Origin of the sequence: Pantoea sp. (assembly GCF_028283705.1) — a bacterium.
Classification (GTDB): domain Bacteria; phylum Pseudomonadota; class Gammaproteobacteria; order Enterobacterales; family Enterobacteriaceae; genus Pantoea.
In genome coordinates, this window is sequence record NZ_JAPWKD010000002.1 from 1 (window position 1) to 26805 (window position 26805).

Annotated in this window: 28 protein-coding genes; 8 read left to right on the forward strand and 20 right to left on the reverse strand. The window is 55.3% G+C overall.

Going from position 1 to position 26805, the window contains the following annotated elements:
* The 4 genes from PW844_RS01010 to yceD form a co-directional block, all read right to left on the reverse strand.
* On the reverse strand, positions 1-951 hold a 951-nt coding region (locus tag PW844_RS01010; RefSeq protein ID WP_299445693.1), incomplete at its 3' end, for a beta-ketoacyl-ACP synthase III.
* Positions 952-1992 carry a phosphate acyltransferase PlsX gene (gene plsX, locus PW844_RS01015; protein WP_299445696.1) on the reverse strand — a complete coding sequence of 347 codons (1041 nt, stop codon included), beginning with the start codon at positions 1990-1992 and terminating at the stop codon, positions 952-954.
* Positions 1993-2018: 26 nt separating this feature from the next.
* Complete coding sequence (rpmF, locus tag PW844_RS01020; protein WP_013508656.1) at positions 2019-2189, reverse strand: 50S ribosomal protein L32; 171 nt, start codon at positions 2187-2189, stop codon at positions 2019-2021.
* 14 nt (positions 2190-2203) lie between these two features.
* Positions 2204-2725: a 23S rRNA accumulation protein YceD gene (gene yceD / locus PW844_RS01025; protein WP_084873883.1), complete on the reverse strand. Its 522-nt coding sequence runs from the start codon at positions 2723-2725 to the stop codon at positions 2204-2206.
* A 140-nt stretch (positions 2726-2865) separates the two neighbouring features.
* On the opposite strand from yceD, the gene PW844_RS01030 reads away from it, so the two are divergent.
* Complete coding sequence (locus tag PW844_RS01030; RefSeq protein WP_299445716.1) at positions 2866-3450, forward strand: nucleoside triphosphate pyrophosphatase; 585 nt, start codon at positions 2866-2868, stop codon at positions 3448-3450.
* A 15-nt stretch (positions 3451-3465) separates the two neighbouring features.
* Here PW844_RS01030 and rluC read toward each other — a convergent pair whose 3' ends face one another.
* Positions 3466-4422 carry a 23S rRNA pseudouridine(955/2504/2580) synthase RluC gene (gene rluC, locus PW844_RS01035; protein ID WP_299445719.1) on the reverse strand — a complete coding sequence of 319 codons (957 nt, stop codon included), beginning with the start codon at positions 4420-4422 and terminating at the stop codon, positions 3466-3468.
* Between the two features lie 573 nt (positions 4423-4995).
* Between rluC and rne the strand changes: the two genes are divergently transcribed.
* On the forward strand, positions 4996-8232 hold the full coding sequence (gene rne / locus PW844_RS01040; RefSeq protein WP_299445722.1) for a ribonuclease E: 3237 nt from the start codon (positions 4996-4998) through the stop codon (positions 8230-8232).
* Between the two features lie 153 nt (positions 8233-8385).
* Here rne and flgL read toward each other — a convergent pair whose 3' ends face one another.
* The 11 genes from flgL to flgB all read right to left on the reverse strand — a co-directional run bounded on the left by flgL (position 8386) and on the right by flgB (position 18297).
* Entirely contained in the window at positions 8386-9348 is a 963-nt protein-coding gene (gene flgL / locus PW844_RS01045; protein ID WP_299445725.1) for a flagellar hook-associated protein FlgL, read from the reverse strand.
* A gap of 21 nt (positions 9349-9369) precedes the next feature.
* A complete protein-coding gene (gene flgK, locus PW844_RS01050) occupies positions 9370-11016 on the reverse strand; it encodes a flagellar hook-associated protein FlgK (RefSeq protein ID WP_299445728.1) in 1647 nt (548 codons plus the stop codon).
* A gap of 121 nt (positions 11017-11137) precedes the next feature.
* The gene (flgJ, locus tag PW844_RS01055; RefSeq protein WP_299445731.1) at positions 11138-12079 is read right to left on the reverse strand and encodes a flagellar assembly peptidoglycan hydrolase FlgJ; all 942 of its coding nucleotides are present in this window, start codon (positions 12077-12079) and stop codon (positions 11138-11140) included.
* Entirely contained in the window at positions 12079-13185 is a 1107-nt protein-coding gene (locus tag PW844_RS01060; RefSeq protein ID WP_299445734.1) for a flagellar basal body P-ring protein FlgI, read from the reverse strand. Before PW844_RS01060 ends, flgJ begins: the two co-directional genes overlap by 1 nt.
* A 9-nt stretch (positions 13186-13194) precedes the next feature.
* The gene (locus PW844_RS01065; RefSeq protein WP_299445737.1) at positions 13195-13905 is read right to left on the reverse strand and encodes a flagellar basal body L-ring protein FlgH; all 711 of its coding nucleotides are present in this window, start codon (positions 13903-13905) and stop codon (positions 13195-13197) included.
* Positions 13906-13967: 62 nt separating this feature from the next.
* A complete protein-coding gene (flgG, locus tag PW844_RS01070) occupies positions 13968-14750 on the reverse strand; it encodes a flagellar basal-body rod protein FlgG (RefSeq protein WP_084873874.1) in 783 nt (260 codons plus the stop codon).
* Between the two features lie 16 nt (positions 14751-14766).
* Positions 14767-15525: a flagellar basal body rod protein FlgF gene (locus PW844_RS01075; RefSeq protein WP_084873873.1), complete on the reverse strand. Its 759-nt coding sequence runs from the start codon at positions 15523-15525 to the stop codon at positions 14767-14769.
* A 20-nt stretch (positions 15526-15545) separates the two neighbouring features.
* Positions 15546-16766 carry a flagellar hook protein FlgE gene (gene flgE / locus PW844_RS01080; protein WP_299445751.1) on the reverse strand — a complete coding sequence of 407 codons (1221 nt, stop codon included), beginning with the start codon at positions 16764-16766 and terminating at the stop codon, positions 15546-15548.
* 26 nt (positions 16767-16792) lie between these two features.
* Positions 16793-17464, reverse strand: coding sequence for a flagellar hook assembly protein FlgD (gene flgD, locus PW844_RS01085; RefSeq protein ID WP_299445753.1), 672 nt, complete (start codon positions 17462-17464; stop codon positions 16793-16795).
* A gap of 12 nt (positions 17465-17476) precedes the next feature.
* Positions 17477-17881 (reverse strand): flagellar basal body rod protein FlgC, encoded by a 405-nt coding sequence (flgC, locus tag PW844_RS01090; protein WP_208714629.1) that lies wholly within the window; start codon positions 17879-17881, stop codon positions 17477-17479.
* A gap of 2 nt (positions 17882-17883) precedes the next feature.
* Positions 17884-18297, reverse strand: coding sequence for a flagellar basal body rod protein FlgB (flgB, locus tag PW844_RS01095; protein WP_299445762.1), 414 nt, complete (start codon positions 18295-18297; stop codon positions 17884-17886).
* Between the two features lie 154 nt (positions 18298-18451).
* Here flgB and flgA point away from each other — a divergent pair, with 154 nt between their 5' ends.
* From flgA to flgN, 3 genes are all read left to right on the forward strand, one after another.
* Positions 18452-19111: a flagellar basal body P-ring formation chaperone FlgA gene (gene flgA, locus PW844_RS01100; protein WP_299445765.1), complete on the forward strand. Its 660-nt coding sequence runs from the start codon at positions 18452-18454 to the stop codon at positions 19109-19111.
* A gap of 105 nt (positions 19112-19216) precedes the next feature.
* Positions 19217-19522, forward strand: a complete 306-nt coding sequence (gene flgM, locus PW844_RS01105) for a flagellar biosynthesis anti-sigma factor FlgM (RefSeq protein ID WP_299445768.1) — start codon at positions 19217-19219, stop codon at positions 19520-19522.
* Positions 19523-19527: 5 nt separating this feature from the next.
* Positions 19528-19959: a flagellar export chaperone FlgN gene (gene flgN / locus PW844_RS01110; RefSeq protein WP_299445771.1), complete on the forward strand. Its 432-nt coding sequence runs from the start codon at positions 19528-19530 to the stop codon at positions 19957-19959.
* Between the two features lie 84 nt (positions 19960-20043).
* Here the strand turns inward: flgN and murJ are convergent, their stop codons facing one another.
* The 4 genes from murJ to rimJ all read right to left on the reverse strand — a co-directional run bounded on the left by murJ (position 20044) and on the right by rimJ (position 23872).
* The gene (murJ, locus tag PW844_RS01115) at positions 20044-21582 is read right to left on the reverse strand and encodes a murein biosynthesis integral membrane protein MurJ (protein ID WP_299445774.1); all 1539 of its coding nucleotides are present in this window, start codon (positions 21580-21582) and stop codon (positions 20044-20046) included.
* A 121-nt stretch (positions 21583-21703) separates the two neighbouring features.
* Positions 21704-22624 (reverse strand): Gfo/Idh/MocA family protein, encoded by a 921-nt coding sequence (locus PW844_RS01120; RefSeq protein ID WP_084873864.1) that lies wholly within the window; start codon positions 22622-22624, stop codon positions 21704-21706.
* A 1-nt stretch (position 22625) separates the two neighbouring features.
* Complete coding sequence (locus PW844_RS01125; RefSeq protein ID WP_299445779.1) at positions 22626-23264, reverse strand: DUF480 domain-containing protein; 639 nt, start codon at positions 23262-23264, stop codon at positions 22626-22628.
* A gap of 17 nt (positions 23265-23281) precedes the next feature.
* Complete coding sequence (gene rimJ, locus PW844_RS01130; RefSeq protein ID WP_013508634.1) at positions 23282-23872, reverse strand: ribosomal protein S5-alanine N-acetyltransferase; 591 nt, start codon at positions 23870-23872, stop codon at positions 23282-23284.
* Positions 23873-24119: 247 nt separating this feature from the next.
* Between rimJ and mdtH the strand changes: the two genes are divergently transcribed.
* The 3 genes from mdtH to PW844_RS01145 all read left to right on the forward strand — a co-directional run bounded on the left by mdtH (position 24120) and on the right by PW844_RS01145 (position 26736).
* Positions 24120-25322: a multidrug efflux MFS transporter MdtH gene (gene mdtH / locus PW844_RS01135; RefSeq protein WP_299445787.1), complete on the forward strand. Its 1203-nt coding sequence runs from the start codon at positions 24120-24122 to the stop codon at positions 25320-25322.
* Between the two features lie 91 nt (positions 25323-25413).
* A complete protein-coding gene (gene grxB / locus PW844_RS01140; protein ID WP_299445790.1) occupies positions 25414-26061 on the forward strand; it encodes a glutaredoxin 2 in 648 nt (215 codons plus the stop codon).
* A gap of 111 nt (positions 26062-26172) precedes the next feature.
* Positions 26173-26736: a lipoprotein gene (locus PW844_RS01145; protein ID WP_299445793.1), complete on the forward strand. Its 564-nt coding sequence runs from the start codon at positions 26173-26175 to the stop codon at positions 26734-26736.
* Positions 26737-26805 lie beyond the last annotated feature (69 nt).

The following is a 26805-nucleotide window of genomic DNA, read 5'->3' on the forward strand; positions in this document are numbered from 1 at the left end:
AAAGCGAACCAGCGCGGAACCCCAGGTGAAACCACCACCAAAGGCTTCCAGCAGAATCAGTTGTCCGGGCTTGATACGGCCATCACGTACAGCTTCATCCAGCGCGCTCGGTACGGAGGCAGCAGAGGTGTTACCGTGACGATCCAGCGTCACCACCACTTTATCCATTCCCATACCCAGTTTTTTTGCTGTGGCGCTAATAATGCGCAGGTTAGCCTGATGAGGTACCAGCCAGTCGAGCATTTCGCGATCGAGATTATTCGCCTGCAATGTTTCATCCACAATATGTGCCAGCTCAGTCACCGCCACTTTGAAGACTTCATTGCCTGCCATAGTGAGGTAGGCTGGCTGATCCTGCTGTTCACGATCCTGATAAGGCAGAGTCAGCAATTTGCCGTAGCGACCATCCGCGTGCAGATGAGTTGAAATGATGCCCGGTTCGCTGCTCTGACCCAGTACCACAGCACCCGCGCCATCACCAAACAAAATGATGGTGCCACGGTCCGCCGGGTCCAGGGTCCGTGCCAGCACGTCAGCCCCGATCACCAACGCATGTTTCACCGCGCCATTTTTGATGTATTGATCGGCAACGCTCAGCGCATAGGTAAAGCCCGCGCATGCTGCCGCAAGGTCAAAAGCGGCGCAATCGTCGATTTCCAGCATTTGCTGGATCATGCAGGCTGAACTGGGGAATGCGTGGCTGGAAGATGTCGTCGCGACAATAATTAAGCCCACATCACTGGCTGCCACACCCGCCATTTCCAGGGCGCGCTGTGCTGCCGAGTAACCCATGCTCGCTACTGTTTCATCCGGCGCAGCAATGCGGCGCTCACGGATACCGGTACGGGTGACAATCCACTCGTCCGAAGTCTCCACCATTTTTTCCAGATCCGCGTTGCTGCGCACCTGGCTAGGCAAATAGCTGCCCGTACCGAGAATTTTGGTAAACATCTACGCTTTGTCACTCCTGGCTAATACAGTATCCAGACGCGCCGCAATCCGTTCAGGGACTTGCCGCCGCACCGCCTGCTCTGCCTGTTCTATCGCCACGGTAAAGGCGCGTTGATTCGCCGCACCATGGCTTTTGATTACCGTCCCGCGCAATCCTAACAGACAAGCGCCATTGTACTGGTCGGGGTTGAGATGACCGAAACGCTTTGTCAGACGCTTTAGGATCCAGCGCCCCAGCCATTTCAGCCACCAGGCCCGTTTTTTTCCTTCACCTGACGACTTGAGCAGAGAAAGAAACATTCTTACCACGCCTTCCATGGTTTTCAGCGTGACATTGCCAGCAAAGCCATCGCAAACCAGCACATCCGTTTTGCCAGTGAGGAGATCGTTCCCCTCAAGATAACCAATATAGTTGATTTGCGGCGATTCCCGCAGCACCGCAGCTGCCATACGGATAGTTTCCAGACCTTTGGTCTCTTCCTGTCCGATATTAAGCAATGCCACACGCGGTTGTGTAATGGCCAGCACTTCTTCGGCCACCACTGCACCCATCACAGCAAACTGCACCAGCATTTCACTGTTGGACTCAACATTCGCGCCCAGATCCAGTACGACCGTTTTACCCTGCTGCTGGTGCGGCAGAACGGTCATCAACGCCGGACGTTCAATACCTTCCAGCGGCTTTAATAATAACTTGGCTAGCCCCATCAGTGCGCCGGTATTTCCCGCACTGACACAGGCTTGAGCCTGACCCTCTTTCACCAGCTCCAGCGCGATACGCATTGAGCTACCGCGACTGTTACGAATCGCCTGAGAAGGTCTGGCATCACTTGCAATAACCGATTCGGCAGGAATAACCCGCAAACGCTCCAGTACAGAGGAATCCGCTTTGGCAAGTAATGGCGTGATGATGTCGGGATTGCCGACCAGAAGGATAATCAGGTGCGAATGAGAGGCCAGTGCCTGCAAGACTGCAGGCACTGTCACGCAGGGACCGAAGTCCCCGCCCATGGCATCTATCGCCAGGGTCAAACGTGTCAAAGTATCGCCTTGCGTAACCGCAAGAATTACTTAGCGATTACCTTGCGACCGCGGTAGTAACCATCCGCAGTGATGTGGTGACGCAGATGAGTTTCACCAGAAACTTTATCTACAGACAGAGTGGTGGTGGTCAGAGCATCATGAGAACGACGCATACCACGCTTAGAACGGGTGGGTTTATTCTGTTGTACGGCCATGGACCTTACTCCTATTACTTACGCTTTAAACTGGCTAATACGGCAAATGGGTTTGGTTTTTCTGCCTCTTCAGGCAGCTTTCCAAAGACCATGTCCGCGTCGGACACTTCACAGTGTTCAGAATCATGCACCGGAACCACCGGCAGTGCGAGGATGATTTCATCTTCGATCACCGCCAACAGATCAATCTCGCCAAAATCATCGACATCGACCGGTTCGTAGGCTTCCGGCAGTGCCTCGGCCTGCTCTTCAGTAGAGACAGGACTGAAGCAATAGCTTACGTGAACCTGATGCGGAAACGGCTGGTTGCAGCGCTGACATAACAACGTTACCTGCACATCCGCTGTTCCTTGCAGAACGGCGAGGCGCTGGTTGTCAACCGCAAACGACATGGCACATTCCACATCACTGTCCACACTCACGACCGAGTCGGCCACGCGCGCCACCAGTTCAGGTGAATAAACGCCATGATAATCAAGGCGTTTTTGCGCGGCGCGTACCGGATCGAGCGTCAGGGGTAATTTTACCTTTTGCATAGGGCGCGAATATTAACTTTGTAACGTCATAGAGTCAAAGAAAAAGGCCGTTTCACGGCATCTTTCACCCGTTAGTCGCATCCAGTGCGGCGCACAGTTTAAAATGACTGTCACCTTTACGCTATCTATTCTGAAAAAAAATGATGACACCGCTGGTTTTAGCCTCAACTTCTCCGTTCCGTCAGGCTTTATTGAGTAAGCTTGGCCTGCCTTTTATCTGCGCGGCACCGCATACCGATGAAACACCACTCCCCGGTGAGACGGCAGAAGCGTTGGTGCAACGGCTGGCACTGGCAAAAGCCAAGGCGCTGGCTGAACAATACCCGGATCGCTGGATCATTGGTTCCGATCAGGTATGCGTGCTGGATGGCAACATCACCGGTAAGCCACATACGGAGGAGAACGCACGATGCCAGTTAGCTGCCGCCAGTGGTAAGGCAATCACCTTCTATACCGGTCTGGCGCTAATTCAGCCACAGAATGCACAACAATTTTTATGCTGTGAACCCTTTACGGTGCATTTTCGTGCCCTGAGTCAGGCAGAAATCGCCGCTTATGTCGCAAAAGAACAACCTTTGCAATGTGCAGGAAGCTTCAAAAGCGAAGGTCTTGGCATTTGTTTGTTTGAAAAGCTGGAAGGACGTGACCCCAATGCGTTGATTGGCTTACCGTTGATTGCGCTGAATGAGATGCTACGCCAGGCAGGTATCAACCCGTTGAGTTGATACCTGCCACGGTGATCAGGCTTTTTTCTGGCGTAACTGCGCCAGACAATGCTTTAAAGCGCCGTCAAGCGGCGCTTCCATGCGCAGCGTCTCACCGGTGTTCGGATGAGTAAAAGTCAGTGCAGCGGCATGCAGGAACAGGCGGGAAAGCCCGGTTGATGCCAGCTGACGATCAAATTCACGTTCACCGTAGCGATCATCAAAGGCAATCGGATGGCCCGCATGCAGCGTATGAACGCGAATCTGGTGGGTGCGGCCGGTTACCGGGCTGGCTTTGACCAGCGTGGCAAAACCAAAGCGTTCCTCAACTTTAAATCGCGTCTCGGAGGGTTTGCCCTCCGCACTGACGCGCACCACGCGCTCGCCGCTTTGCAGAATATTTTTCAGCAACGGTGCCTGAACCACTTTCAGGTGTGAAGGCCAGTCACCCTGCACCAGTGCCAGGTAATCTTTTTGCATTCCCTTTTCACGCAGTTGTTCGTGCAGGGAACGGAGTGCTGAACGTTTTTTCGCCACCAGCAAAATACCGGAGGTGTCACGATCCAGTCGATGCACCAGCTCAAGGAAGCGTGCCTCCGGACGCAGCGCACGCAGCCCTTCAATCACGCCAAAGCTCAGACCGCTGCCACCATGCACCGCTGTGCCGGAGGGTTTATTCAGCACCAGTAAATAATCATCTTCATAGAGGATGGCATCCGCCAGCGAAGCCACTTTTTCCAGCCTGGGTGACAATGCCTGTTCTTCCCGCTCCGCAACGCGGACTGGCGGGATGCGCAGTTCATCACCCTCTTCCAGTTTATATTCGGGCTTGATGCGCTTTTTATTTACCCGCACTTCGCCTTTACGCAGAATGCGATAAATCATACTTTTCGGCACCCCCTTCAAATGGGTGCGCAAAAAGTTATCAATGCGTTGTCCGGCATTTTCAGCCGTAATGGCGACAAATTGTACGCCTGGATTCTCAGTTTTCATGGTCGCGATTCTAAATAGTGTCCCTGGATAGCGCCACCCCTTTTTCTGTGCTTAACTCTCTCAGGTCGCTTGCTGAAACGGACGAAATGCTGTCTTTTTCAGCGTTGCGATGATTAGCCCTGCAAATGAACAGGTTAAGGATGAATAAACTTCACAGCTCGGCAAAAGTCGCCTTGCTATATGAAGGCTAGCAATGGAATAATGCAGGGGTTTCTGTCCTGGAAAGATTCAGGCTGGAAAAAGAGCGAAATAAGTCATTTTGCCGGATTAAACGGACACGCAGCAATGGCGTAAGACGTAATGTTAAATCAGGCACTTAGCGGGCTGCGGGTTGCAGCCAGGACGACAGACTGGGATGTGTGGATTTTTGAATACTCGAGTAGCACTTCCACCTTCAGGCGCTGGATTTCCTTATGAAAAACAGGCCACCGACAAGATTTGCGCCCCTTTAGCCGCCGACAACCGTGAGGTTGACGTCAGTGCATTAATGACACGGGGCCATCGGTTGATTCTCGTCCAGGGTAACGATGCCCGCAGCTTTGTCACTCATGAGAGAATAACGAGTAAGTCAAGATGAAAAGAATGTTAATTAACGCAACTCAGCAGGAGGAGTTGCGCGTTGCCCTGGTTGACGGTCAACGTCTGTACGATCTGGATATCGAAAGCCCCGGACACGAACAGAAAAAAGCCAACATCTACAAAGGTAAAATCACCCGTATTGAACCCAGCCTGGAAGCTGCGTTTGTTGATTACGGTGCTGAGCGTCACGGTTTTCTCCCTCTGAAAGAAATCTCCCGCGAATACTTCCCCGCTAATTACAATGCGCACGGACGTCCCAACATCAAAGATGTGCTGCGTGAAGGCCAGGAAGTTATCGTTCAGATTGATAAAGAGGAACGCGGTAATAAAGGGGCAGCACTGACAACCTTTATTTCGCTGGCCGGTAGCTACCTGGTGCTGATGCCGAATAACCCGCGTGCGGGTGGTATTTCGCGCCGTATTGAAGGTGACGATCGCACTGAACTGAAAGAAGCGTTATCAGCCCTGGAACTGCCGGAAGGCATGGGTCTGATTGTGCGTACTGCGGGCGTGGGCAAATCTGCCGAATCGCTGCAGTGGGACTTAAGCTTCCGCCTGAAACACTGGGAAGCGATCAAGAAAGCAGCGGAAAACCGTCCGGCCCCCTTCCTGATCCATCAGGAAAGCAACGTGATCGTTCGCGCCTTCCGCGACTATCTGCGTCAGGATATCGGTGAGATTCTTATCGATAACCCGAAAGTGCTGGAGCTGGCACGTCAGCATATCGCTGCCCTGGGTCGCCCGGATTTCAGTAGCAAAATCAAACTGTACACCGGTGAAATTCCGCTGTTCAGCCACTACCAAATCGAATCGCAAATTGAATCCGCCTTCCAGCGTGAAGTGCGTCTGCCATCCGGCGGTTCTATTGTTATCGACAGCACCGAAGCACTGACTGCGATTGATATCAACTCCGCACGCGCCACCCGTGGCGGCGATATCGAAGAGACGGCTTTCAATACCAACCTGGAAGCCGCCGACGAAATCGCTCGTCAGCTGCGTCTGCGTGACCTTGGTGGCCTGATCGTGATCGATTTTATCGATATGACGCCAGTACGCCATCAGCGCGCGGTAGAAAACCGTCTGCGTGAAGCCGTCCGCCAGGATCGCGCACGTATCCAGATCAGCCATATTTCTCGCTTTGGCCTGCTGGAGATGTCACGTCAGCGCCTTAGCCCGTCACTGGGTGAATCCAGCCATCACGTGTGCCCGCGTTGTAGCGGTACTGGCACTATTCGTGATAACGAATCGCTGTCGCTGTCGATTCTGCGCCTGATTGAAGAAGAAGCGCTGAAAGACAACACCAAAGAAGTTCATGCCATTGTACCGGTGCCGGTTGCCTCTTACCTGCTGAACGAGAAACGTGATGCGGTAAGCGCGATTGAGAAGCGCCAGGGTGGTGTCCGCGCCATTATCGTGCCAAACGATCAGATGGAAACCCCGCACTACTCCGTGCTGCGTGTACGTAAAGGCGAAGAAACTCAGACGCTGAGCTATCACCTGCCGAAGTTGCATGAAGCAGAAATGGCGCTGCCTTCGGAAGAAGAACAGGCCGAGCGTCGTCGCCCTGAGCAACCTGCTCTCGCTGCCTTTGTGATGCCGGATGCACCACCTGCACCGGTTGAAGCGAATGAAGAAATCACGCCGGTAGTGAAAGCCGAACCGAAAGCCAAAGCGACAGCCACCGTCGTCGCACCGGCAGCCTCAACCGGCTTTATGGCGCGTCTGCTGGGTGGTCTGAAGAAACTGTTTGTCGGTGACGCACCTGCTGCAGTGCCGGCGGCCAGCGAGCAATCGGAAAGTAAAGCTGCTGAAGGTGAAAACACTCAGCCGCGTGGCGAACGTCGCAACAACCGTCGTAATAACCGCCGTGAGCGCACACCGCGCAACGGTGAGAATGCACCGGTACGTGAAGCACGTGAACAGCGTGAGCCACGCGAAGCGCGTGAGACCACGGAAAATCGTCGCAACAAACGTCAGAACGAGCCGCGTGAAGAACGTAGCCCGGTACAGAGCGAAGAAGCTCGCCAGCAGCGTGAAGAACAGCAGCAACAGCGCCGTGAACAGCGTGCAGAACGCCAGCGTCGTCGTCAGGAAGAGAAACGTGCCCAGCAGCAGGAGCAGAAAGCCGCTGAGCCGATCGTTCAGGCTGATGTCGTTGATGAATCTGTTGTCCAGGAAGAAGAACGCGTTCAGGTAATGCCGCGTCGTAAACCCCGTCAGCTGACGCAGAAAGTGCGCTTTGGTGACGAGAACGTAGCAGAAACCGTTGCGCCGCTGGTTAGCGAAACACCGGTTGAAACCACGCCGCGTGCACCGCTCAACGAAGAACCTGAAGCGGTTAATGATGACCAGGATGACAACGAAAATCGTGATAACGCCAATATGCCGCGCCGTTCACGTCGTTCGCCGCGTCACCTGCGCGTCAGTGGTCAGCGCCGTCGTCGTTATCGTGATGAGCGTTATCCGACCCAATCCGCCATGCCGCTGGCTAGCGCCTCTGCATCGCCGGAAATGGCTTCTGGTAAAGTCTGGGTACGTTACCCAGTGGCTCAGGCCATTGAAGAACAAGTCACTCAGGATGTTGTGAGCGAGACGCCAGACTATAGCCGTGAAGAAACCGCCGCAGCCGTAGCCCTGCCAGTCACTGCTGGAGTGGCACCAGAAGAAGTGGTTGCCGAGCCGGTTGCTGAAGCTGTCGTCCATCCGGCTGAACCGCAGGCGCACACTGAAGTGCCGGTGGTGAATACCGATGACACCAGCCCGATTGACACGCCGGTTAATGAAGAGCCTGCGGTAATTTCAGCGGCAGATGAAGTGGTTGCGCAAGAAACAGCAGCGCAGGCTGAACCTGTGGTTGACGTTGCCGCCGAAGTTGACGAAGCCGTAACCAGCGCAGCTGTGGCCCCAGCTGAAGTGACGCCAGACGTTGTCGCTCAGGTGGAAGACGTGCTGGCTGCACCGGTCGCAGCAGACGAACCGCAGCAACCCGTTGCGGAACCTCAGGCTCCGGTTGCCGCTCGCGATGCCGCGTTGAATAACGCTGAAACCCGCTGGAAGCACTTTGCTTCAGCACCGATGACCAAAGCACCGGCACCGGCATGGCAACCTGAACCGGTTCGCCACAGCGACTGGGTGCGTCCGCCGTTTGAGTTTGCCGGTCGTGGCTCGGCTGGCGGGCATAGCGCCACGCATCAGTCTACCGCTCCGGCAACCAAGCCAGAAAGCGTCTAAGCGAACAGCTCTGAAACCAACCCCGGCCAGTCCGGGGTTTTTTATTGCCTTTTATTCAGCAAGAATTACAGGCAAAAAAAATCCCACGGCCCCGGAGGGCTGTGGGAAAAAACAAGCGCACCCGGTTTAAGTACGCTCAAATTTTCAGGTCAGTTACGCGTTCAACTGGAACAGTGACATCTTCGACATCTGGGTAAACACGGTGTAGGACGCCTGCAATGCTGTTTGTTGCATGGTGTAGCTGGAGATCGCTGAGGTGTAATCCACATCCACCAGGTCGCTCATCTGCGAAGCCATAATGGTATCGCGGGTATCACCCTGCGCATCAAGCGTGTCCAGGTTATCCATTTTGATCCCTACCGCAGAAGTCACAGCAAGCACATTATTCAGTGAGTTGCTCAGACCACGGTTGGTCTTATCCATCGCATCCTGGAAGGTTTGTTTGGTGGCATCGTCCGCATCATCCTGCGGCACTTTCAGCGCGGCGATGGCACTGTCGAGCATATTGAATAGGTTGGTTTCGCTGGCACTACCGTCCGGCTCCGCTTTGGCGTTGCTGGTAATTGACATAAATACTGAGGTACCGGTATCGCCCACTGTCATCGTCCGGCTGTCGTCCACTTTCTGACTAATCGCAGTAGTGCCGCCCACATAGGTAACACCTGAGCCGGTATCGGTAAAAGGTGCAGTATCAGTTTTATAACCGGCAAAAATGTAGTTGCCGTTACTATCCTTGCTATTAGCCTGCCCAAGTAACTGCGCACGGATTCCTTCAAGAGAGGTTGCTATCGAGGCTCGGTCATCATCACTCAGCGTACCGGTTGAACCCTGAACAATCAGGGTCTGTGCATCCTGAATACTGCTGGTTATGCTTTGCAGTGTGTTAGCTTCCAGAGACAAGCTCTGATTGGCAAAGTTGCGCGCAGTGGCGTATTGGGTGCTTTTCGCCTGTGACTGCGACAGCACCACCGCGCGTGAGGCGGCGATCGGATCATCAGACGGATTGCTGACGCGGCGGCCACTGGAAAGCTGCTCACCCACTTTAAGCCAGGAGGATTGCGAATCTGTAATGCCGCGCACCTGCTGGTTGAAAATCATATTCGTGCTAAGACGCATGGTTATTTATCCTCTCTCTGCTTAGCTGATACTGCTGATCAGCGCATCAAAGATGGTGCTGGCAGTTTGCAACACCTGCGCGTTGGCAGTGTAATATTGCTGATATTTGGTCAGGTTGGCGTATTCCTCGTCGAGGTTGACGCCTGAGATTGACTGCTGACGATCGGTCAGCTGGTTCACCACGTTTTCCTGGGTGGTGCTTTTAGTTTCCAGGTTGCTGGTTTTGTTACCCACTGTACTCACCAGGCTGGCGTAAGCCTGCGTCAGGGTGGCGTTGCCATTCACCAGATTGGCATCCTGCAAATCCATCATTTTCTGGGCGTTGGTGTTATCACTTTCACCACCGTCTGCGGTACCCGCAGCGGCAATCTGTGATTCATCGGTGATGGCAACAGACATACCGCCAATCACGTTCTGCACCGGCTTGACCAGGAAACTGTCTTTGGCGGCTGGCGTGCCACTTACCGTCAATTGCAGACCATCAAAACTCAGCGTGGTGTTGCCATCGGCATCGGTACCCTGAGTCGGGGTGACGCTGACGTTGTCCGAATTACGTATTACCGACCAGTTGCTGCCGTCATAGCTTACGGTATAGTTCGAGGCCTTCACCGCGCTGGTATCGGTCCAGGCAGCTGTCACGGTGGCGCTGGAGGTGTTTTTGGTGTTGCTCAACACTTCAGGGCTGCCGATGGTGAAAAAGTCAGTCCCCTGATCCCCATTGCTATCGTAACCGGCTGTCTGTACGGCGTTGAAACTGGTGGTAAACGCTGCCGCTAACTGACCGAGCTGGTTCTGAGCGGTGTCCAGGTCCTGAGAACGGAATGCCAGCAGACCACCAAGTGAACCGGTTGTCAGGGTTTTCTCAGGAATTTCTACGTTGCCCGCCAGCTTATCAACATAACCGACAGTGATACGGGACGGGTCGCTGGTTGACGGCATCGCCACCAGCGTGGTGCTGTTTTTGCCATTCACCAGGGTGGTGCTACCCATGGAGACGATATAGCTGCCATCCTGCTGGGAAACGCTCACGCCAACGATATTATTCAGACTATTTACCAGCTGATCGCGCTGATCGAGCAGATCATTCGGTGCCGAACCACCACCGGTGGTCAGTTTGGCAATCTGGGTATTCAGATCGGCAATCTGACTGGTATAGGTGTTGATTTGGTCAACACTGGAGGTGATATCGGTATTGACGCTGCTCTGCATGTTGGTCAGGTATTGCGAGGTGGACTGGAACTGGTCTACCAGACCATCTGCATAACTCAGCAGCGACTGACGTGCAGAAGGATCATTAGCATTGCTGACCACGTTCTGTACGTTAGTAAAGAAACTTTGCAGCGAATCGGACAGGCTGGTTGTCGAGGTTGACAACAAATCGTCGATATTCGAAACCTGAGAATATTGCGTGTTGGCCGCCTGATAGGTGGCACTGGCACTACGCAACTGCGCGGTGATGAATTGATCATACTCACGCTGTACACCGGTCACATTGACACCGTTGCCATAATAGCTGCTCCCGCTCAGGGTGCTGTTCGCCTGCGCCAGAATGGTGGTCTGACGGGTATAACCTGCCACGGTGTAGTTACTGATGTTGTTACTGGTGGTACTTAATGCGGCCTGTGCGGCGCTCAGCCCGCTCATCGCTGAGTTGATTATACTGGACATCTCGGTTCCTTAATTTCCCGTTCACCGGGCTGGCTGTCATCAGTGCGGTTACCAGGGCGTCAGGACGCCCAGGGTCTATGAAGGTTATCGGCGTGCTTAAGTGAAACTTGAGGCAAAAAAATCAGAACAAATTGGTTAAATCCTGGCTGTAGGCCTTCACCACTTTTTCGCCCATGTTTTTGAATTGCTGGATCATTCCCACCAGTTTCTGGGCATATTTCGGGTCAGTGGCGTAACCGGCAGCCTGTAAAGCTTGTGCACCCTGCTCCGCCGTCTGGGCATTCGCCACCGCCGCATAGCGTGGGTTGCTGGAGAGCAGTTTGACGTAGTCAGTCAGTGCTTCGAGATAGGAGCCATAGACGCGGAAACTGGCGCGCACTTTTTTCGCTTCGCCATGGTCGTATTCGGTGGTCATGATGTCGGTGGTTTGACCTTTCCAGTCACTGCTGGCCTTGATGCCGAACACGTTGTAACTCGGCTTACCATCACGCGTGAGGATCTGGCGCTGACCCCAGCCGGACTCCAGCGCAGCCTGTGCCAGAATCAGATGGTGCGGGATGCCGCTCTCGTCACTCGCCACTTTGGCGGGCTGCGCCAGCTGGGCGATGAAGTCGCTGCTGTCGCCAGACAAATTGCCCGGCGACACCGGCAAACGTGGCACCGCCTTGCGTACCATTTGCTCCAGCTGGAGCGGAGCCATGGCGCTGACAATAAAGCTGTTATCCAGCTTCATTGGCACCGTACCCGCACTTTCATCCGGTTCCTGCGCGGGTTGCATCTGTTTAACGATGGTGTCCGCCAGGCCGAGGCCGCGTTTCCCCATTTCCTGCGCAATCTGCTGGTCGTACATTGAGGTATAGAGACGCGTTTGATCGTTGCTCAGCAGGCCATCCTGCGGCAGCGCCTCACGCATACTCTTCAACATCATTTGCACGAACATCCCCTCAACCTGTTTCGCAACCTGCAAGGCCTTACCTTTCGGATCGAGGCTGGCCTCACGTTTCAGGTCATTGAGCGAGCGGCTGTCATAAGCCGCATTCATCAGCGATTGCGTATCACTCATCAGATAATTTCCAGTTTGGCGCGCAGGCAGCCCGCACTCTGCATTGATTGCAGAATCGACATCAAATCAATTGGTGTCGCACCCAGCGCGTTAAGCGCACGCACCACGCTGTTGAGGTTGGCGCTGGCGTTGACGTGTTGCAGTGCCCCGCCACTCTGGCGCATATCGATCTGCGTCTGCGTGGTTGCTACCGTCTGCCCACCGGCCAGCGGCGTATTCGGCTGGCTGACGTTCTGCTGCTGATTCACCGTCACTGACAGATTACCCTGTGCCACCGCACAGGTGCTCAGCGTTACTTCGCGGTTCATCACCACCGAACCGGTACGTGAGTTGATGATCACTTTGGCGTCTTCCAGCGGGACGGAAACGTCGAGGTTCTGGATATCGGCCAGTAGACGGACCTGAGAGCTGTTATTCGGTGACACCCGAATCTGCACGGTACGGGCATCCAGCGCCTGAGCGTAACCGTAGCCACCCCGGTTGATGGCGTCCGAAATGCGCTGCGCCATGGTGAAATCTTCGTTGTTGAGTTGCAGGTTGATGGTGCTCTGGCTGCCAAAGTTGCTTTGCAGTTCACGCTCCACCGTGGCTCCACCGGTAATCCGACCACCATTCAGCTGGTTGACCTGTACGCTGCTGCCGCCAGCGGCCGCACCGGCACCGCCGACCAGAATGTTACCCTGCGCCAGCGCATACACCTGGTTATCGACCCCTTTCATCGGCGTCATCAGCAGCGTACCGCCGCGCAGGCTTTTGGCGTTGCCCAGTGACGACACCACCACATCAATGGTTTGTCCCTGACGTGCGAAGGCAGGCAGCGAGGCGGTAACCATCACCGCCGCGACGTTTTTCAGCTGCATATTGGTGCCGGTCGGCACGGTGATCCCCAGCTGTGACAACATGTTGCTGACGGTTTGCGTGGTAAACGGCGTTTGCGTGGTCTGGTCACCGGTGCCGTCCAGTCCCACCACTAAGCCATAGCCAATCAGCTGGTTGTCGCGCACGCCCTGCACGGTGGTCAGATCGCGGATGCGGTCAGCATGCGCAATAAGGCTGAAGCCGAGCAGCATGCTCAGGCCCAGACGCAGCAGAGTGTTCATTTTCATCGTAACCTCTTACATCGGCGAGATGTTCAGGAAGAAGCGCTGGAACCAACCCATGGTCTGCGCCTCATTGATATAACCATTACCGACGTACTCAATACGTGCATCGGCCACTGCGGTTGACAGCACCGCATTGCTGGCGCTGATGGTGCGGGGGTTAACCACACCGGAGAAACGAATAAATTCGGTTCCCTGATTAATTTCGATCTGCTTCTCACCCACCACGCGCAGGTTGCCGTTAGACAACACCTGATTAACGGTGACGGTGATGGTGCCGGTAAAGGTGTTGTTGGCGGTGGCGCCTCCTTTGCCGGTGAAGTCGTTTTTGCCTTCGCCGTCGAGACCCACTTTTTCGCCACTCGCGCCGACCAGACCATTCAGTCCGGTTGGTACCGTGGTCAGGCCAAAGCTGCCACTGCCATCGCGGCTGGCATTCGCGGAAGAGCTTTTGCTGGCGCTGACGTTTTCCTGCAGGGTAATCGTCAGGGTGTCACCAATATTACGTGGGCGGCGATCTTCAAACAGCGGCTGATAACCGTAGTTAAGCGGCGCAACACCCTGAAAAATCGAACCATTGACCACCGGCGGCGCAGAAGGCGTTGGCTCTGCCGTTGTCGAGCCTTGTACCAGTGGCGTGCGTGGGATCAGCGCACAACCGTTTAATGTCAGCAGCGATAACGCTACCAACCAATGACCAGGCTTGAGAATCACTTGCTTCGCCACGGGGTTCTGACCTTATTCATGTTCTTAATCAGGCCAGCCAGGCTGGCCCAAAGACACCAGATTTATAACTGGGTTAACTTCTGCAGCATCTGATCGGAGGTGCTGACCGCTTTGCTGTTGATCTCATAAGCACGTTGCGTCTGGATCATCGACACCAGTTCTTCCGCCACGTTAACGTTTGAGGTTTCCACATAGCCCTGATACAGCAGACCGGCACCGTTCTGACCCGGCGTGCTTTGGGTCGGCGCGCCTGACGCCTGTGTTTCCTGGTAGAGGTTTTCACCCAGGCTGTCGAGACCGGCATCGTTCATAAAGGTGCTGAGCGTCAGCTGGCCTACCTGTGTCGGGTTGGTCTGCCCCTGCACCGTCACATCCACCACGCCATCGCGTGAAACCGTAATGGCGGTGGCGTTGGCAGGAATGGTGATGCCCGGCTGAACCGGATAACCGGCGTTGGTCACCAGCTGACCATTCTGATCCACCTGGAATGAACCATCACGGGTGTAAGCCGAGGTGCCGTCTGGCATCTGCACTTCAAAATAGCCCTGACCGTTGATTGCAAGGTCTTTTGAGTTGCTGGTCTGCGACAGGTTGCCCTGGGTGTGCAGACGCTCAGTGGTCACCGGACGCACACCGGTACCGATCTGCATACCCGACGGTAAGGTGGTTTGTTCGGATGACTGCGTACCAGGCTGACGTACGGTCTGATACATCAGGTCTTCAAATACCGCACGCGAACGCTTAAAGCCGTTGGTGCTGACGTTCGCCAGGTTGTTGGCGATGACGTCCATGTTGGTTTGCTGGGCGTCAAGGCCGGTTTTCGCAATCCATAAAGAACGAATCATTGTTTTATCCTCGGCCTTAACTGCTCATATTGAGCAGCTGGTTGGCTTTTTGTTCGTTTTCATCGACGTTGGAGATGACCTTCATTTGCATCTCAAAACGTCGGGCGTTGGCGATCATATCGACCATGGTTTCCACGGGTTTGACGTTACTGCCCTCAAGAACCCCGGGTGATACCTGCACCGTGGTGTCTTCTGCCAGCGCTGCCCCGCGTGTTGCCTGGGTTTGTGCCGTGGGACGGAACATGCCGTCGTCACTGCGTTGCAGCTCCTGGCCGGTGGCGGTGACCAGCTTCAGACGACCAATCTGCACCGTCGCATTGGGGGCATCACCTGGGTTACGCGAGGTGATGGTGCCATCCGTTGCGATAGTCAGCTCTGCGCCCTGCGGGACCGCAATCGGCCCGCCATCGCCCATTACGGGATTGCCCTGGATTGTCAGGATGCCAGTGGAACTGATTTGAATGTTGCCGTTGCGGGTATAGGCTTCGCTGCCGTCAGCGGTGCGTACCGCCAGCCAGCCGTCCTGCTGCACCGCCACGTCGAGCGCGCGACCGGTATTGTCCATCGCCCCTGCAGTCATATCGGCACCCGGTGTAGAGGCCGTCACCAGGGTACGCGTCGGCAGCGACCAGCCATTGACCGGCACCGCGCGGTAGGCTTCCAGCTGGGCACGAAAACCCGGGGTGGAGGCGTTGGCGAGGTTGCTGGCCGTGACGGACTGCTGCTCCAGCGTCTGGCTGGCGGCTCCCATCGCGGTATATATCGCGTGATCCATAATGCAATCCCGTTAGTGAATTAACGTAAGTTGACCAGGGTGTTGAGGATCTGGTCCTGGGTTTTGATGGTCTGCGCGTTCGCCTGATAGTTACGCTGCGCAACAATCATATTTACCAGTTCATTACTCAGATCCACGTTAGAGGCTTCCAGCGCGCCTGCGGTCAGCGAACCAAAGGTGCCGGTGCCTGCGGTGCCGATGGCGGCCTGGCCCGAAGAACTGGTGGCGCTCCAGACGTTGTCACCTTCTGACTGCAAACCTTCCGGGTTAGAGAAGCTCGCCAGTACGATCTGACCCAGCAGCTGAGTTTGCTGGTTCGAGTAAGTACCGGTGATGGTGCCGTCGTCGTTAATGGTGTAGGTGGTCAGGTCGCCCGGCGCATAACCATCCTGAGTCGGGTTGCCGAAGGTGGTGGTGCCGGTGTTCTGCTGCAGACTGCCCTGCATGCTCAGGGTGATGCTCTGAGCGGCCGCAGCACCATTGGAGCCATTAATGGTCAGCCCGACGGTAGTGGCACCGGCGACACCGCCCACGCTGGTGAGATTGCCGCTGGTATCAAACGTCAGGTCAAAATCGCCCGCTGAAGTACCGGTGGTCGAGTCAACAGCGTGTACAGTCCAGGCGTTATCACCGGTTTTGACGTAGTACATATCGAGGGTGTGATCGTTACCCTGCGAGTCGTATACCGTCATGGTGCTTTTGGCGTTGTAGCTATCGACATTAGACGCATCAAAGGTGGTGACGGTCGGCGTGGTGCTGGTGGAGTTAAGGTTAGCCACCTGCGTTGCGGTGGTGGTCGCACGCGCTGACATCTGCGTGGTAGGAATGCTCAGCGCTACCGGGTTAGCACCGGTCTGAATGGTGGCCGGTGAACCGCTCGCCGGATAGCCAGTGACGAACAGGCCCTGGGTATTCACCAGGTTACGGTTTTCGTCCAGCGTGAACTGGCCGTTACGTGAGTAATACACCGCGCCACTGCTGTCGGTCATACGGAAGAAGCCGTTGCCGCTCAGCGCCACATCCAGACCACGGCTGGTGGTGGTGGTGGTGCCGTCGTTAAAGTTCTGAATGACCGCAGCAACTTTGGTACCCAGGCCCACGTTAGAACCGGCAAACATGTCGGCAAACGCGATGGTGCTGGATTTAAAGCCCGCTGTGGCGGAGTTGGCGATGTTGTTACCAATCACGTCAAGGTTACTGGAAGCAGCACCCAGGCCGCTCACCGCTTGGGAAAAAGACATATTAATTGCTCCTGGTTACAGGTTTATCAGAGGATCTGACGAACATCATCAAGGGTCGCGGTCCCCATGGTGCCGAGGTCCAGTGTTGCGGTGTCATCCGTTGTGCTGACGCCACTGACGTAGGCGTAATTCAGCGGCTGAGCCACCAGTTGGGTGCTGCCATTGCTGGCGGCAATGGAAACGGTATATTTGCCGTCCGGTGCCGTAGAGCCATCGGTCAAGGTGCCATCCCATGAGAAGGTGTGAACACCGGAAGACAGCGCACCCAGGTCAATGGTACGAACCGTGGCACCACTTGAATCCTTAATGGTGGCGGTGGTAGCGGTTGAGGCCGTGGTCAGTGACACACCAAACGGCGTGGTTGTCCCGCTGCCCACCAGGATCTGGCTGCCATCCACCATCACACCATGACCAATCAGCGTGGAGCTTTGCAGGTTCTGACTGGTGCTGATCTGCCCGGAGATGGAACCCAGCGTGGTATTGAGTTTTTCAATGCCGCTCAGGGTGTTGATCTGTGCCAGCTGTGTGGTGAGCTGGCTGTTATCCATCGGGTTGGTGGGGTCCTGGTTCTGTAACTGCGTCACCAGCATGGTCAGAAACTGGTTCTGTAAATCCTGCGCACTGTTACCGGTGCTGCTACTGGAGGAGCTGAGGACTGTGGGGTCCAGATTTTCGTTAACGCCTACCGCGATACCCATTGTGTTTCTCCGTTACTGACCCATAGTCAGCGTTTTCATCATCATTGATTTCACGGTGTTCAGAACCTCAACGTTGGCCTGATAGCTACGTGAAGCCGACATGGTGTTCACGGTCTCGGCCACCACGTCCACATTGGGCATCTTGACGTAACCTTTCTGGTCGGCCATCGGATTGCCCGGGTCGTACACCAATTTCGCCGGGGAAGGATCGTCCACCACGCCGGCCACTTTCACGCCACCGGTCGCCATACCCTGTGCAGCATCGGTCTGGAATATCACCTGTTTCGCCACGTAAGGCTGACCATCCGGCCCGGTGACGCTGTCGGCGTTGGCCAGGTTACTGGCGCTGACGTTCAGGCGCTGCGATTGCGCCGTCATAGCCGACCCGGCGATATCAAAGATATTTAGCAATGCCATGTTTATTGCCCCTGCAGAACGCTCATCATGCCTTTGATCTGGCTACTGATGAGGGTGAGATCGGTTTGATATTTCAGGCTGTTATCGGCGAACTGCGTACGCTCCCGGTCCATATCCACGGTGTTGCCATCCGCGGCAGGCTGATCGGGAATGCGGTACAGCAGGTCCATCGACGGCTGCGCGTTACTCTGGGCTTCAATGTGACGTGCTGATGTCACATTCAGCGCCAGGCTGCTGCCCTCAGAGCGACCATTTTCCATCACCTTGCTGAGCTGGCTGGCAAAGTCGATATCCCGGGCCTGGTAGCCTGGGGTATCGGCGTTGGCAATGTTGGATGCCAGGATTTCCTGACGCTCCGCCCGCAGGTTGAGGGCTTCTGTACCAAATCGCAGCGCGGCATCGAGTTTGTCGAGCATGCTTCCTCCGCGAATGAGAATTTCGAGCTGACAGCTTAATTGGGTAAAAGCAAGGGCTATCGTCTGAATAGCGCCAAAAACATTGGCTATTTTTGACATTGAATTTTTCGCGCGAGGAGTAGACTCAGGGCCATCTTCAGTCAGGAGGCGTGTGATGCGCAGATTTCCAACCTTACTGTCCTCACTTTTGCTGGTGCTGGCGCTGCCCGGTCATGCCGCGCAACTTGACGCGCAATTGACGCAATTCTTCAAGGCACGCGATCCGCAGCACGCGGCAGGCATCAATGTGGTCATTCGTACGCCAAAAGAACAGTGGCCAGTCTGCGATGCGCCGCAGTTTCTGTTGCCCGGCAATAGCCGTCAGTGGGGTAATATGAGCATCGCCACCAATTGCGGACAGAACCGGCGTTATTTACAGGTTCAGGTGCAGGTGACCGGACAATATCTGGTGGCAAATCATCAGTTGATGCGGGGTACCAGCGTCAGCGCCAGTGATTTCCGTCTGCAATCCGGACGGCTCGATTCCCTGCCGGCACGCACTCTGTTCAGTGCAGCCAGCGTGGCCGATGCTATTGTGATGCGTGACATCACGCCCGGACAGCCGGTCACCGCCACCATGGTGCGCCTGCCGTGGCGGGTGAAAGCCGGGCAAAATGTGCTGGTCGTTGCCAGTGGTAACGGCTTTGATGCCAGCAGCGAAGGTCAGGCACTGAATAATGCAACCACCGCGCAGATGGTGCGGGTGCGCATGGGAAATGGTCAGGTCATCAGCGGGCGAGTTGGCGAGGATGGGAATATTCTTATATCGCTATAAAGCGCTAAAGAACCCTGTTTTTCTGCCGATAGTGAAAGCAACAATGAAATTACCCTATGCTGACTCAGTTGGCTCATCCCCAACTGACTTTACAGGAGCAAGACCATGAGCATCGACAGAACCCAGCCATTACAACCGGTTAGCACTGTTCAGACCCGTGACAGCAATGACAACAGCAGCAAAGTGCGTCAGAGCAGCACGGCAAGCACCGCCAGCACCAGCGAGAGCGGTTCTCAGGTGAAACTGAGTGCAGCCCAGTCACAACTGATGCAGCCAGGCAGCAGTGATATCAATACCGCTCGCGTTGAGCAGCTGAAAACCGCCATTCGCAATGGCGAACTGAAAATGGATACCGGCAAGATCGCCGACGCGCTGATCGCCGATAACAAGGCGTATTTAGAGGGTAATTAATCCCGATGAACAATCTGTTGACCACCTTAGATAAGATGCAGGAAGTGCTCTCCTCACTGAGCGAAGTGATCAATGAGGAGCAGCAACAGCTGGGTGCCGGTCTGATTAACGGCAACCTGTTGCAGCGCATTACCGAAGATAAGAGCGCGCTGCTCTCGACGCTGAACTATCTGGACGAAATGCGCCGGACGACCGAGCAGAGCAGCGGCATCCAGGCACCTTATCGTGGTCATAATGATATGTCTCGCCGCTGGAACAGCATCCAGCAGCATACGCAACGCCTGCGCGATGCCAATACGCACAATGGCTTGCTGTTGCAGCAGCAAATTCGCTTTACTGATGAAGCGTTAGCCGTATTGAAACCCCATCAGACTCAGGCATTTTACGGCCCGGACGGATTGGGCAAAGGTCAGGCGACACTCAGTCGTAAAGGGTAATTAATTGATATTGCGCGATAAACCACGCCACTACCATGTGTGCAATATTTTGTAGCGGCGCGATTTATCGCGCCGTTTGATACTTTAAGCTTGGGTACGACGCGCAAAATCGCGTGGCCGGAAACCCAGCGCGCCCAGCATCACAAAATAGGCACCACCGCCGACCGCACATACCGCCGCCAGACGCAGCAAACGCCACCACATATGCCCCTCTTCCCAGGCAGGCATCACATACAGCAAGCCCAGCAGTGCCGCAGCCATCGCCAGCACGGCAATTAACAGACGCAGTAAAAAGCTAAACCAGCCCGGCTGTGGGTGGAAAATCTGTTGTTTACGCAGTTGCCAATACAGCAGCGCCGCATTCAGACAGGCTGCCAGGCCAATCGACAGCGACAGCCCCGCATGCTTCAGCGGACCAATAAACGCGAGGTTCATCAGCTGCGTCATGATCAGCGTGATAATGGCGATCTTCACCGGTGTTTTAATGTCCTGACGGGAATAGAAACCCGGTGCCAGCACTTTGACCACAATCAGGCCCATCAGCCCGACCGAATAGGCCACCAGGGCGCGCTGCGTCATGGCGGCGTCAAAGGCGGTGAATTTACCGTACTGGAATAACGCAATGGTCAGCGGACCCGAGAGGATACCAAGCGCCACGGCACTGGGCAGCGCCAGCAGACAACAAAGACGCAGGCCCCAATCCATCAGACGGGAATACTCATCGTGATTGCCGCTGGAAAAACTTTTCGCCAGTGACGGCAGCAGAATGGTACCCAACGCCACCCCTAACACGCCGGAAGGAAACTCCATCAGGCGATCGGCGTAGTACATCCAGGAAACCGAACCGGAAACCAGAAAAGAAGCGAAAATGGTGTTGATAATCAATGAAATCTGGCTGACTGAGACGCCCAGAATCGCCGGGCCCATCTGGCGCATCACACGCCAGACGCCCGCATCGCGCAGGTTAACGCGCGGTAGCACCAGCATGCCAATTTTCTTCAGGTGCGGCAGTTGATAGAACAACTGCAACACCCCGCCCACCACCACGGCCCATGCCAGCGCCATCACCGGCGGATGGAAGTGCGGCGCGGCAAAGAGCGCAAAACCAATCATACTGATGTTCAGCAATGTTGGCGCAAAGGCAGGCACGGAGAAACGGTTCCAGGTATTGAGAATCGCCCCGGCCAGCGATGCCAGTGAAATCAGCAGGATATAAGGAAAGGTGACGCGCAGCAGCGAACTGGTTAAGGCAAATTTGTCCGCAGTATCGGCGAAGCCCGGAGCGGTAATCACAATCACCCAGGGCGCGGCAACCATCCCCAGCACCGTGACCAGCGCCAGCACCAGCGTTAATAACCCGGAAACATAAGCCACAAACACGCGTGTAGCTTCATCGCCCTGCTTGCTTTTGTATTCAGCCAGAATAGGCACGAACGCCTGAGAAAATGCCCCCTCAGCGAAAATACGTCGCAGCAGATTCGGCAGTTTGAAGGCAACAAAGAAGGCGTCAGTCGCCATCCCGGCGCCAAACACCCGCGCCACAATGGCATCGCGGGCAAAGCCCAGCACGCGGGAAAACAGGGTCATTGAACTGACCGCTGCCAGCGATTTCAACAAATTCATAATTGGCGGCGCATCCTGAAAAGTGTCCGATAAATGAGCAACTTAGCGCGGACATCCTCAGATGCCCGGCGATAGTCTACTGCCACGACGGGAAATGACCAGCATTGAGTGTTACAAGGAATTATTCCCGCTCAGCATCGCGCCACAATTTCTCCACCAGCCGCTGCGCCACCAGCGCCTGTTCACCGCTGGTTTCAGGCATCGTCTGATTTTGCACGCACTGAATAAAATGGTGGGCAGCGCCGCTAAATCCACGCTGGGTAAGATGGCTTTGCCACGCGGCAGGCGCCTCCAGACGTAAGCCCGTGCGGTTCTCCTGTTGCCAGTCACGCATTTCGGCGATCTGGATATAATCGCCGTCGCAGACAGCCGTCACCACTTCACGCTGGGTGCCCGCGCGACGATGCATACTGGTGGTGATTTGTAAGCCCCCGGCAGAGAAGTGATGTTCGGCATACAACATTGCGCCCTGCTCATTGGTCTCAATATGACCATGCTGACGTGTCAGCTTGCCACCCGCCAGCCACAGCGCGGTATCAACCACATGCAGATAATCATCCAGCAAGGTAAAACGTAAATCCTGCGGCCCGACGCTGTCAGCACGGTGTTTCTCAATACGCAGTGACGCTGCACCTGCCATCTGCGCCTGCAACTGCTGATAACGTGGCGCAAAGCGACGATTAAATGCCACCATCAGTTTACGCTTGCGCTTTTCCGCCAGTGCCACCAGCGCTTCCGCCTGTTGCAGGGTTTCTGCCAGCGGCTTATCAACACAGACATCTTTATCCGCCAGCAACAATGCTTTCACCACCTCATAATGCGAAGCGGTGCTGCTATGGACGAACACCGCATCACTGGCTGCGGCCAGCGCATCCAGCGTGGCAAAATAAGGTATGCGGTAGCTGTCGCAGATGGGCTGTGCTTTGGCCTGATTGGGGGAAAAGGCCCCGGCCAGCTGCCAGCTTTCTGCCTGAGATAACACGGGCAGCCAGGCTTTTTGTGCAATGCCACCCAAACCCACGATCCCGATACGCAACGTCATGTTAATGCTCCTTGTGCAGCAGCTGTTCGAGCTGCGCCTGCAATAGCGCCACGGTCTCTTCCAGTTGCGTAACCCGGGCCTCAAGACCCGGATGGTCTGATTCGCCTGCCGGTTCGGCTGTGTCCACCACATCCCCGCCGAACAGATGCATATACCGACTTTCGCGCTTACCTGGCTCACGCGCCAGCCGCACCACCATCGGGCCATCTTCCCGGCTGAGCAAATCATTCAGGGTCTGTTCAACTTCATTCATGTCACTGAATTCATGCAAGCGGCCACTGCGGGTGCGCAGCTCCCCGGGGGTCTGCGCACCGCGTAAAAACAACAATGTCAGCACCGCCACCTCGGCGCTGCTGAGTTGCAGATTGCCAAAAGCTGAGTTGCAGAATCGTTGTTCATATTTACTGACGCGCTGGCCGAAACCGTTGTTCGAGGTGACCAGATGTTTTTTCACCAGCTCGTCCAGTTGTGACTGAACATCGCTTTCGCTCAGGTTCATCACCGGTTCGCGGTTGGATTTCTGGTTGCAGGCAGTCACCACACCGTTGAGTGACAGTGGGTATTGATCCGGGGTGGTCACCTGCTTTTCCAGCAGACAACCAATCACGCGCAGCGCCTGCGCTGATAAAGCCATTTTCATCGCATTGTTCCCTTTTATTATCCGCGGCGATCCGGGGTCCACTCGCGCCAGGTCAACGCTGTCAGAACGTGATCCTGCCAGCGGCCATCGATCAACAGGTAATCTTTGGCATACCCCTCTTTTTCAAAACCCAGTCGCGCCAGCAGATCACCGCTGCGCTGATTATGCGGCATATAGTTAGCCATAATCCGGTGCATATGCTGCTGACGTTGCATATAGCGAATCGCGCTCTGCAATGCTTCAAACATTAGCCCCTGCCCCTGCCACTTTTCACCCAGTGAATAGCCAAGATAACAGGCATGGAACGAACCGCGTAGTACGTTGCTAAAGTTGGCAACACCCCGCACTTCACGTTCTTCCTGATCCATCAACACAAAATAGAATGCCGAGCCTTGCTTATGCATGTCGGCAATCAGTCCCAGACGCGCCTGCCAGCCAGACGGATAACAATGGCTTTCATCACGTACCGGTTCCCAGGGCTTGAGAAACACGCGGTTTTCCGCGTAGTAATCAGCCAGCCGCCAGGCATCACGCTCATGAACTAAACGGACCACCAAACGATCGGTAGTGAGACGCACGCGCGGCCCAGCAGAACGATAGCCAAACATCTTGACTCCTGAAATCCATGGCTTAAGAAGGAAGTACGCCAGCGGCGTTATATCTCACTATAACCGCCACCCCGCCTGCGGTAAAACCCCGCATCCTGTTCCCGGGAATTCATCCTTAATCAGGATAAATTTTCTTACGGCTTCGATGAAAAAATATCATCCTGATAATCCTGTTTTTCTGCCGTGCAGCGACGGAAAATAGACCAACTGGTCTCCTTTTTCCTTTCTTACTTGCTCAGGATTTAGCATGTCTCGGGTTGCGCGGGCACGACGCCTCGGTAAAACATTTTTATTAGTGGATAACATGCTGGTGGTGTTGGGTTTTTTTGTGGTATTTCCCCTCATTTCCATTCACTTCGTCGAACAGCTCGGCTGGGCTGCGTTGATGGTCGGCATTGCCCTCGGTCTGCGCCAGTTTGTGCAGCAGGGTTTTGGCATCTTTGGTGGTGCCATTGCAGACCGTTTCGGCGCACGTCCCCTGATCGTCACCGGCATGTTAATGCGTGCGGCAGGCTTCGCCTGTATGGCCCTCGCCCACGAGCCCTGGCTACTGTGGCTGGCTTGTTTGCTGTCCGGACTCGGTGGCACGCTGTTCGATCCGCCACGCAGCGCTATGGTGGTGAAACTGGTGCGAGCGCGTGAACGTGGCCGCTTCTTTTCACTGCTGATGATGCAGGACAGCGCGGGCGCGGTGCTGGGCGCACTGATTGGCAGCTGGTTGCTGGCGTGGGACTTCCGTCTGGTGTGCTGGGTGGGCGCGGCGGTATTCGTCAGTGCGGCGTTATTTAATGCCATCTGGTTACCGGCCTGGCGTATCTCCACCGAGCGCATTGCCATGCGTGAAGGCATGCAGCGGGTCTGGCAGGACAAACGTTTTCGCCTGTATGTCCTGACGCTGACCGGTTATTACATTCTTGCGGTGCAGGTGATGCTGATGCTGCCAGTAATGGTCAACCAGGTCGCAGGCGCTCCGGCAGCAGTGAAATGGATGTACGCCATCGAAGCGTTGCTGTCACTCAGCCTGCTCTATCCGCTGGCACGCTGGAGCGAAAAGCGTTTCCGTCTCGAAACTCGCCTGATGGCCGGATTGTTGCTGATGACCATCAGCCTGTTACCGGTTGGGCTGACCAGCACCTTACCGTCACTGTTCTTTCTGATCGCCGTGTTCTATCTCGGCTCAATCATCGCGGAACCGGCGCGTGAGACCCTGAGCGCCTCGCTCGCCAGCGCCCGCGCCCGCGGCAGCTATATGGGTTTCAGCCGCCTCGGGCTGGCTTTGGGCGGCCTGATTGGCTATTCCGGCGGTGGCTGGATGTTCGATTTAGGCCAGCAACTGTCGCTGCCGGAATTACCCTGGATGCTGCTCAGTACCGTGGGTGGCGTGACGCTGCTGGCCCTGTGGTGGCAATTCCAGCCACGCGCCGTCGCTCCGGCGCTGTACAGCAGCTGATTTGCCCCTGCCGCCTTTCTCTCCCATACTTCCCGCACGCCGATAGAAAAGGGGTGACGTCAGTCACCCTGATAATCACAGGAGAAACGGGATGAAACTCTACATCTACGATCACTGCCCTTTCTGCGTCAAAGCACGCATGATTTTTGGGCTGAAAAATCTGCCAGTCGAACTGGTGGTGATGCTCAATGACGACGAGAACACACCGAAAAAACTGATTGGTCAGAAGATGGCTCCCATCCTGCAAAAAGCCGATGGCAGCGCGATGCCGGAAAGCCTGGATATTGTTCGTCTGGTGGATAAACAGGACGGTGAACCTCTGCTGAATGGCAAAGCCAATCCGGCCATCAGCGAATGGTTGCGTCGCGTCAATGGTTACGTCAACAAGCTGCTGCTACCCCGTATCGCTGACGCGGCTTTCGCTGAGTTCGCGACACCGGCAGCACGCCACTATTTTCGCGAGAAAAAACAAGCCAACATTGGCGACTTCAGCGAGCTGCGTAAACATGCCCCCGGGCTGATAAAAAACATCAGTGACGATTTGCGTCAGCTGGATAAGTTAATCGTTAAACCGAATGCGGTGAACGGCGAACTTTCGGAAGATGATATCCATCTGTTTCCGCTGTTACGTTCCTTAACGCTGGTTGCCGGTATTGAATGGCCCAGCCGCGTGGCCGATTATCGTGACAACATGGCGAAGCAAACCCAGGTTAACCTGCTCTCTTCTATCGCCGCCTGACTTCTGACAATGAGAGGCGCGCAGGCGCTTCTCATCTCTCTCCTGGTGACACCTGCCCCTGATTCAGGCACGCTATGCCACGTTTGGCGTATCGTTCAGGATGAGGAAAGTATGAAGAAGGCTTTTTCCGGGCTACTGGCCCTGCTGTTTGCCGTGCTGCTGACCGGCTGTAATCAATTAACGCAGTACACCATCAGCGAGCAGGAAGTGAATCAGGCGCTGCAAAAGCACAATAACTTCGAGAAAGATGTGGGTGTCTCCGGTCTGCTGAATGCACATATTGTGCTGAGCGATCTAAGCAGCCAGATTGGCCGTGAAGAACCGGGCAAAATCACCCTGACAGGCAAAGCCACGATTAATGTCAGTTCTTTATTTGGCCCACAGCAGGCCGAAATGCAGCTCAAAATGAAGGCGCAGCCGGTATTCAACCCACAACAGGGCGCGATTTACCTGCATGACCTGGAAATTGTTGATGCCCAGGTGCAGCCGGAAAAAATGGCGTCGATCATGAAAACGCTGACGCCCTATCTGAATGAGTCGCTGAAGCGTTACTTCAATGAAAAACCCGCTTATGTGCTGAGTGAAGATCGCAGCAAAGGTGAAGCGCTGGCGAAGAAATTCGCGAAAGGTCTGGAAGTTAAGCCCGGCCAGCTGGTGATCCCTTTTACTGACTAATCCCCACCACCGCGCCTGCCAGGGCGCGGTTTTGCTTCTGGTGCATAAAATCCCGTGCAAACGGTTGCC

Coding starts and splice junctions, on each gene's coding strand:
- rpmF (WP_013508656.1), bottom strand. CDS start 2,189: ATGGCCGTACAACAGAATAAACCCACCCGTTCTAAGCGTGGTATGCGT.
- yceD (WP_084873883.1), bottom strand. CDS start 2,725: ATGCAAAAGGTAAAATTACCCCTGACGCTCGATCCGGTACGCGCCGCG.
- PW844_RS01030 (WP_299445716.1), top strand. CDS start 2,866: ATGATGACACCGCTGGTTTTAGCCTCAACTTCTCCGTTCCGTCAGGCT.
- rluC (WP_299445719.1), bottom strand. CDS start 4,422: ATGAAAACTGAGAATCCAGGCGTACAATTTGTCGCCATTACGGCTGAA.
- rne (WP_299445722.1), top strand. CDS start 4,996: ATGAAAAGAATGTTAATTAACGCAACTCAGCAGGAGGAGTTGCGCGTT.
- flgL (WP_299445725.1), bottom strand. CDS start 9,348: ATGCGTCTTAGCACGAATATGATTTTCAACCAGCAGGTGCGCGGCATT.
- flgK (WP_299445728.1), bottom strand. CDS start 11,016: ATGTCCAGTATAATCAACTCAGCGATGAGCGGGCTGAGCGCCGCACAG.
- flgJ (WP_299445731.1), bottom strand. CDS start 12,079: ATGAGTGATACGCAATCGCTGATGAATGCGGCTTATGACAGCCGCTCG.
- PW844_RS01060 (WP_299445734.1), bottom strand. CDS start 13,185: ATGAAAATGAACACTCTGCTGCGTCTGGGCCTGAGCATGCTGCTCGGC.
- flgG (WP_084873874.1), bottom strand. CDS start 14,750: ATGATTCGTTCTTTATGGATTGCGAAAACCGGCCTTGACGCCCAGCAA.
- PW844_RS01075 (WP_084873873.1), bottom strand. CDS start 15,525: ATGGATCACGCGATATATACCGCGATGGGAGCCGCCAGCCAGACGCTG.
- flgE (WP_299445751.1), bottom strand. CDS start 16,766: ATGTCTTTTTCCCAAGCGGTGAGCGGCCTGGGTGCTGCTTCCAGTAAC.
- flgD (WP_299445753.1), bottom strand. CDS start 17,464: ATGGGTATCGCGGTAGGCGTTAACGAAAATCTGGACCCCACAGTCCTC.
- flgC (WP_208714629.1), bottom strand. CDS start 17,881: ATGGCATTGCTAAATATCTTTGATATCGCCGGGTCGGCTATGACGGCG.
- flgB (WP_299445762.1), bottom strand. CDS start 18,297: ATGCTCGACAAACTCGATGCCGCGCTGCGATTTGGTACAGAAGCCCTC.
- flgA (WP_299445765.1), top strand. CDS start 18,452: ATGCGCAGATTTCCAACCTTACTGTCCTCACTTTTGCTGGTGCTGGCG.
- flgM (WP_299445768.1), top strand. CDS start 19,217: ATGAGCATCGACAGAACCCAGCCATTACAACCGGTTAGCACTGTTCAG.
- flgN (WP_299445771.1), top strand. CDS start 19,528: ATGAACAATCTGTTGACCACCTTAGATAAGATGCAGGAAGTGCTCTCC.
- murJ (WP_299445774.1), bottom strand. CDS start 21,582: ATGAATTTGTTGAAATCGCTGGCAGCGGTCAGTTCAATGACCCTGTTT.
- PW844_RS01120 (WP_084873864.1), bottom strand. CDS start 22,624: ATGACGTTGCGTATCGGGATCGTGGGTTTGGGTGGCATTGCACAAAAA.
- PW844_RS01125 (WP_299445779.1), bottom strand. CDS start 23,264: ATGAAAATGGCTTTATCAGCGCAGGCGCTGCGCGTGATTGGTTGTCTG.
- rimJ (WP_013508634.1), bottom strand. CDS start 23,872: ATGTTTGGCTATCGTTCTGCTGGGCCGCGCGTGCGTCTCACTACCGAT.
- mdtH (WP_299445787.1), top strand. CDS start 24,120: ATGTCTCGGGTTGCGCGGGCACGACGCCTCGGTAAAACATTTTTATTA.
- grxB (WP_299445790.1), top strand. CDS start 25,414: ATGAAACTCTACATCTACGATCACTGCCCTTTCTGCGTCAAAGCACGC.
- PW844_RS01145 (WP_299445793.1), top strand. CDS start 26,173: ATGAAGAAGGCTTTTTCCGGGCTACTGGCCCTGCTGTTTGCCGTGCTG.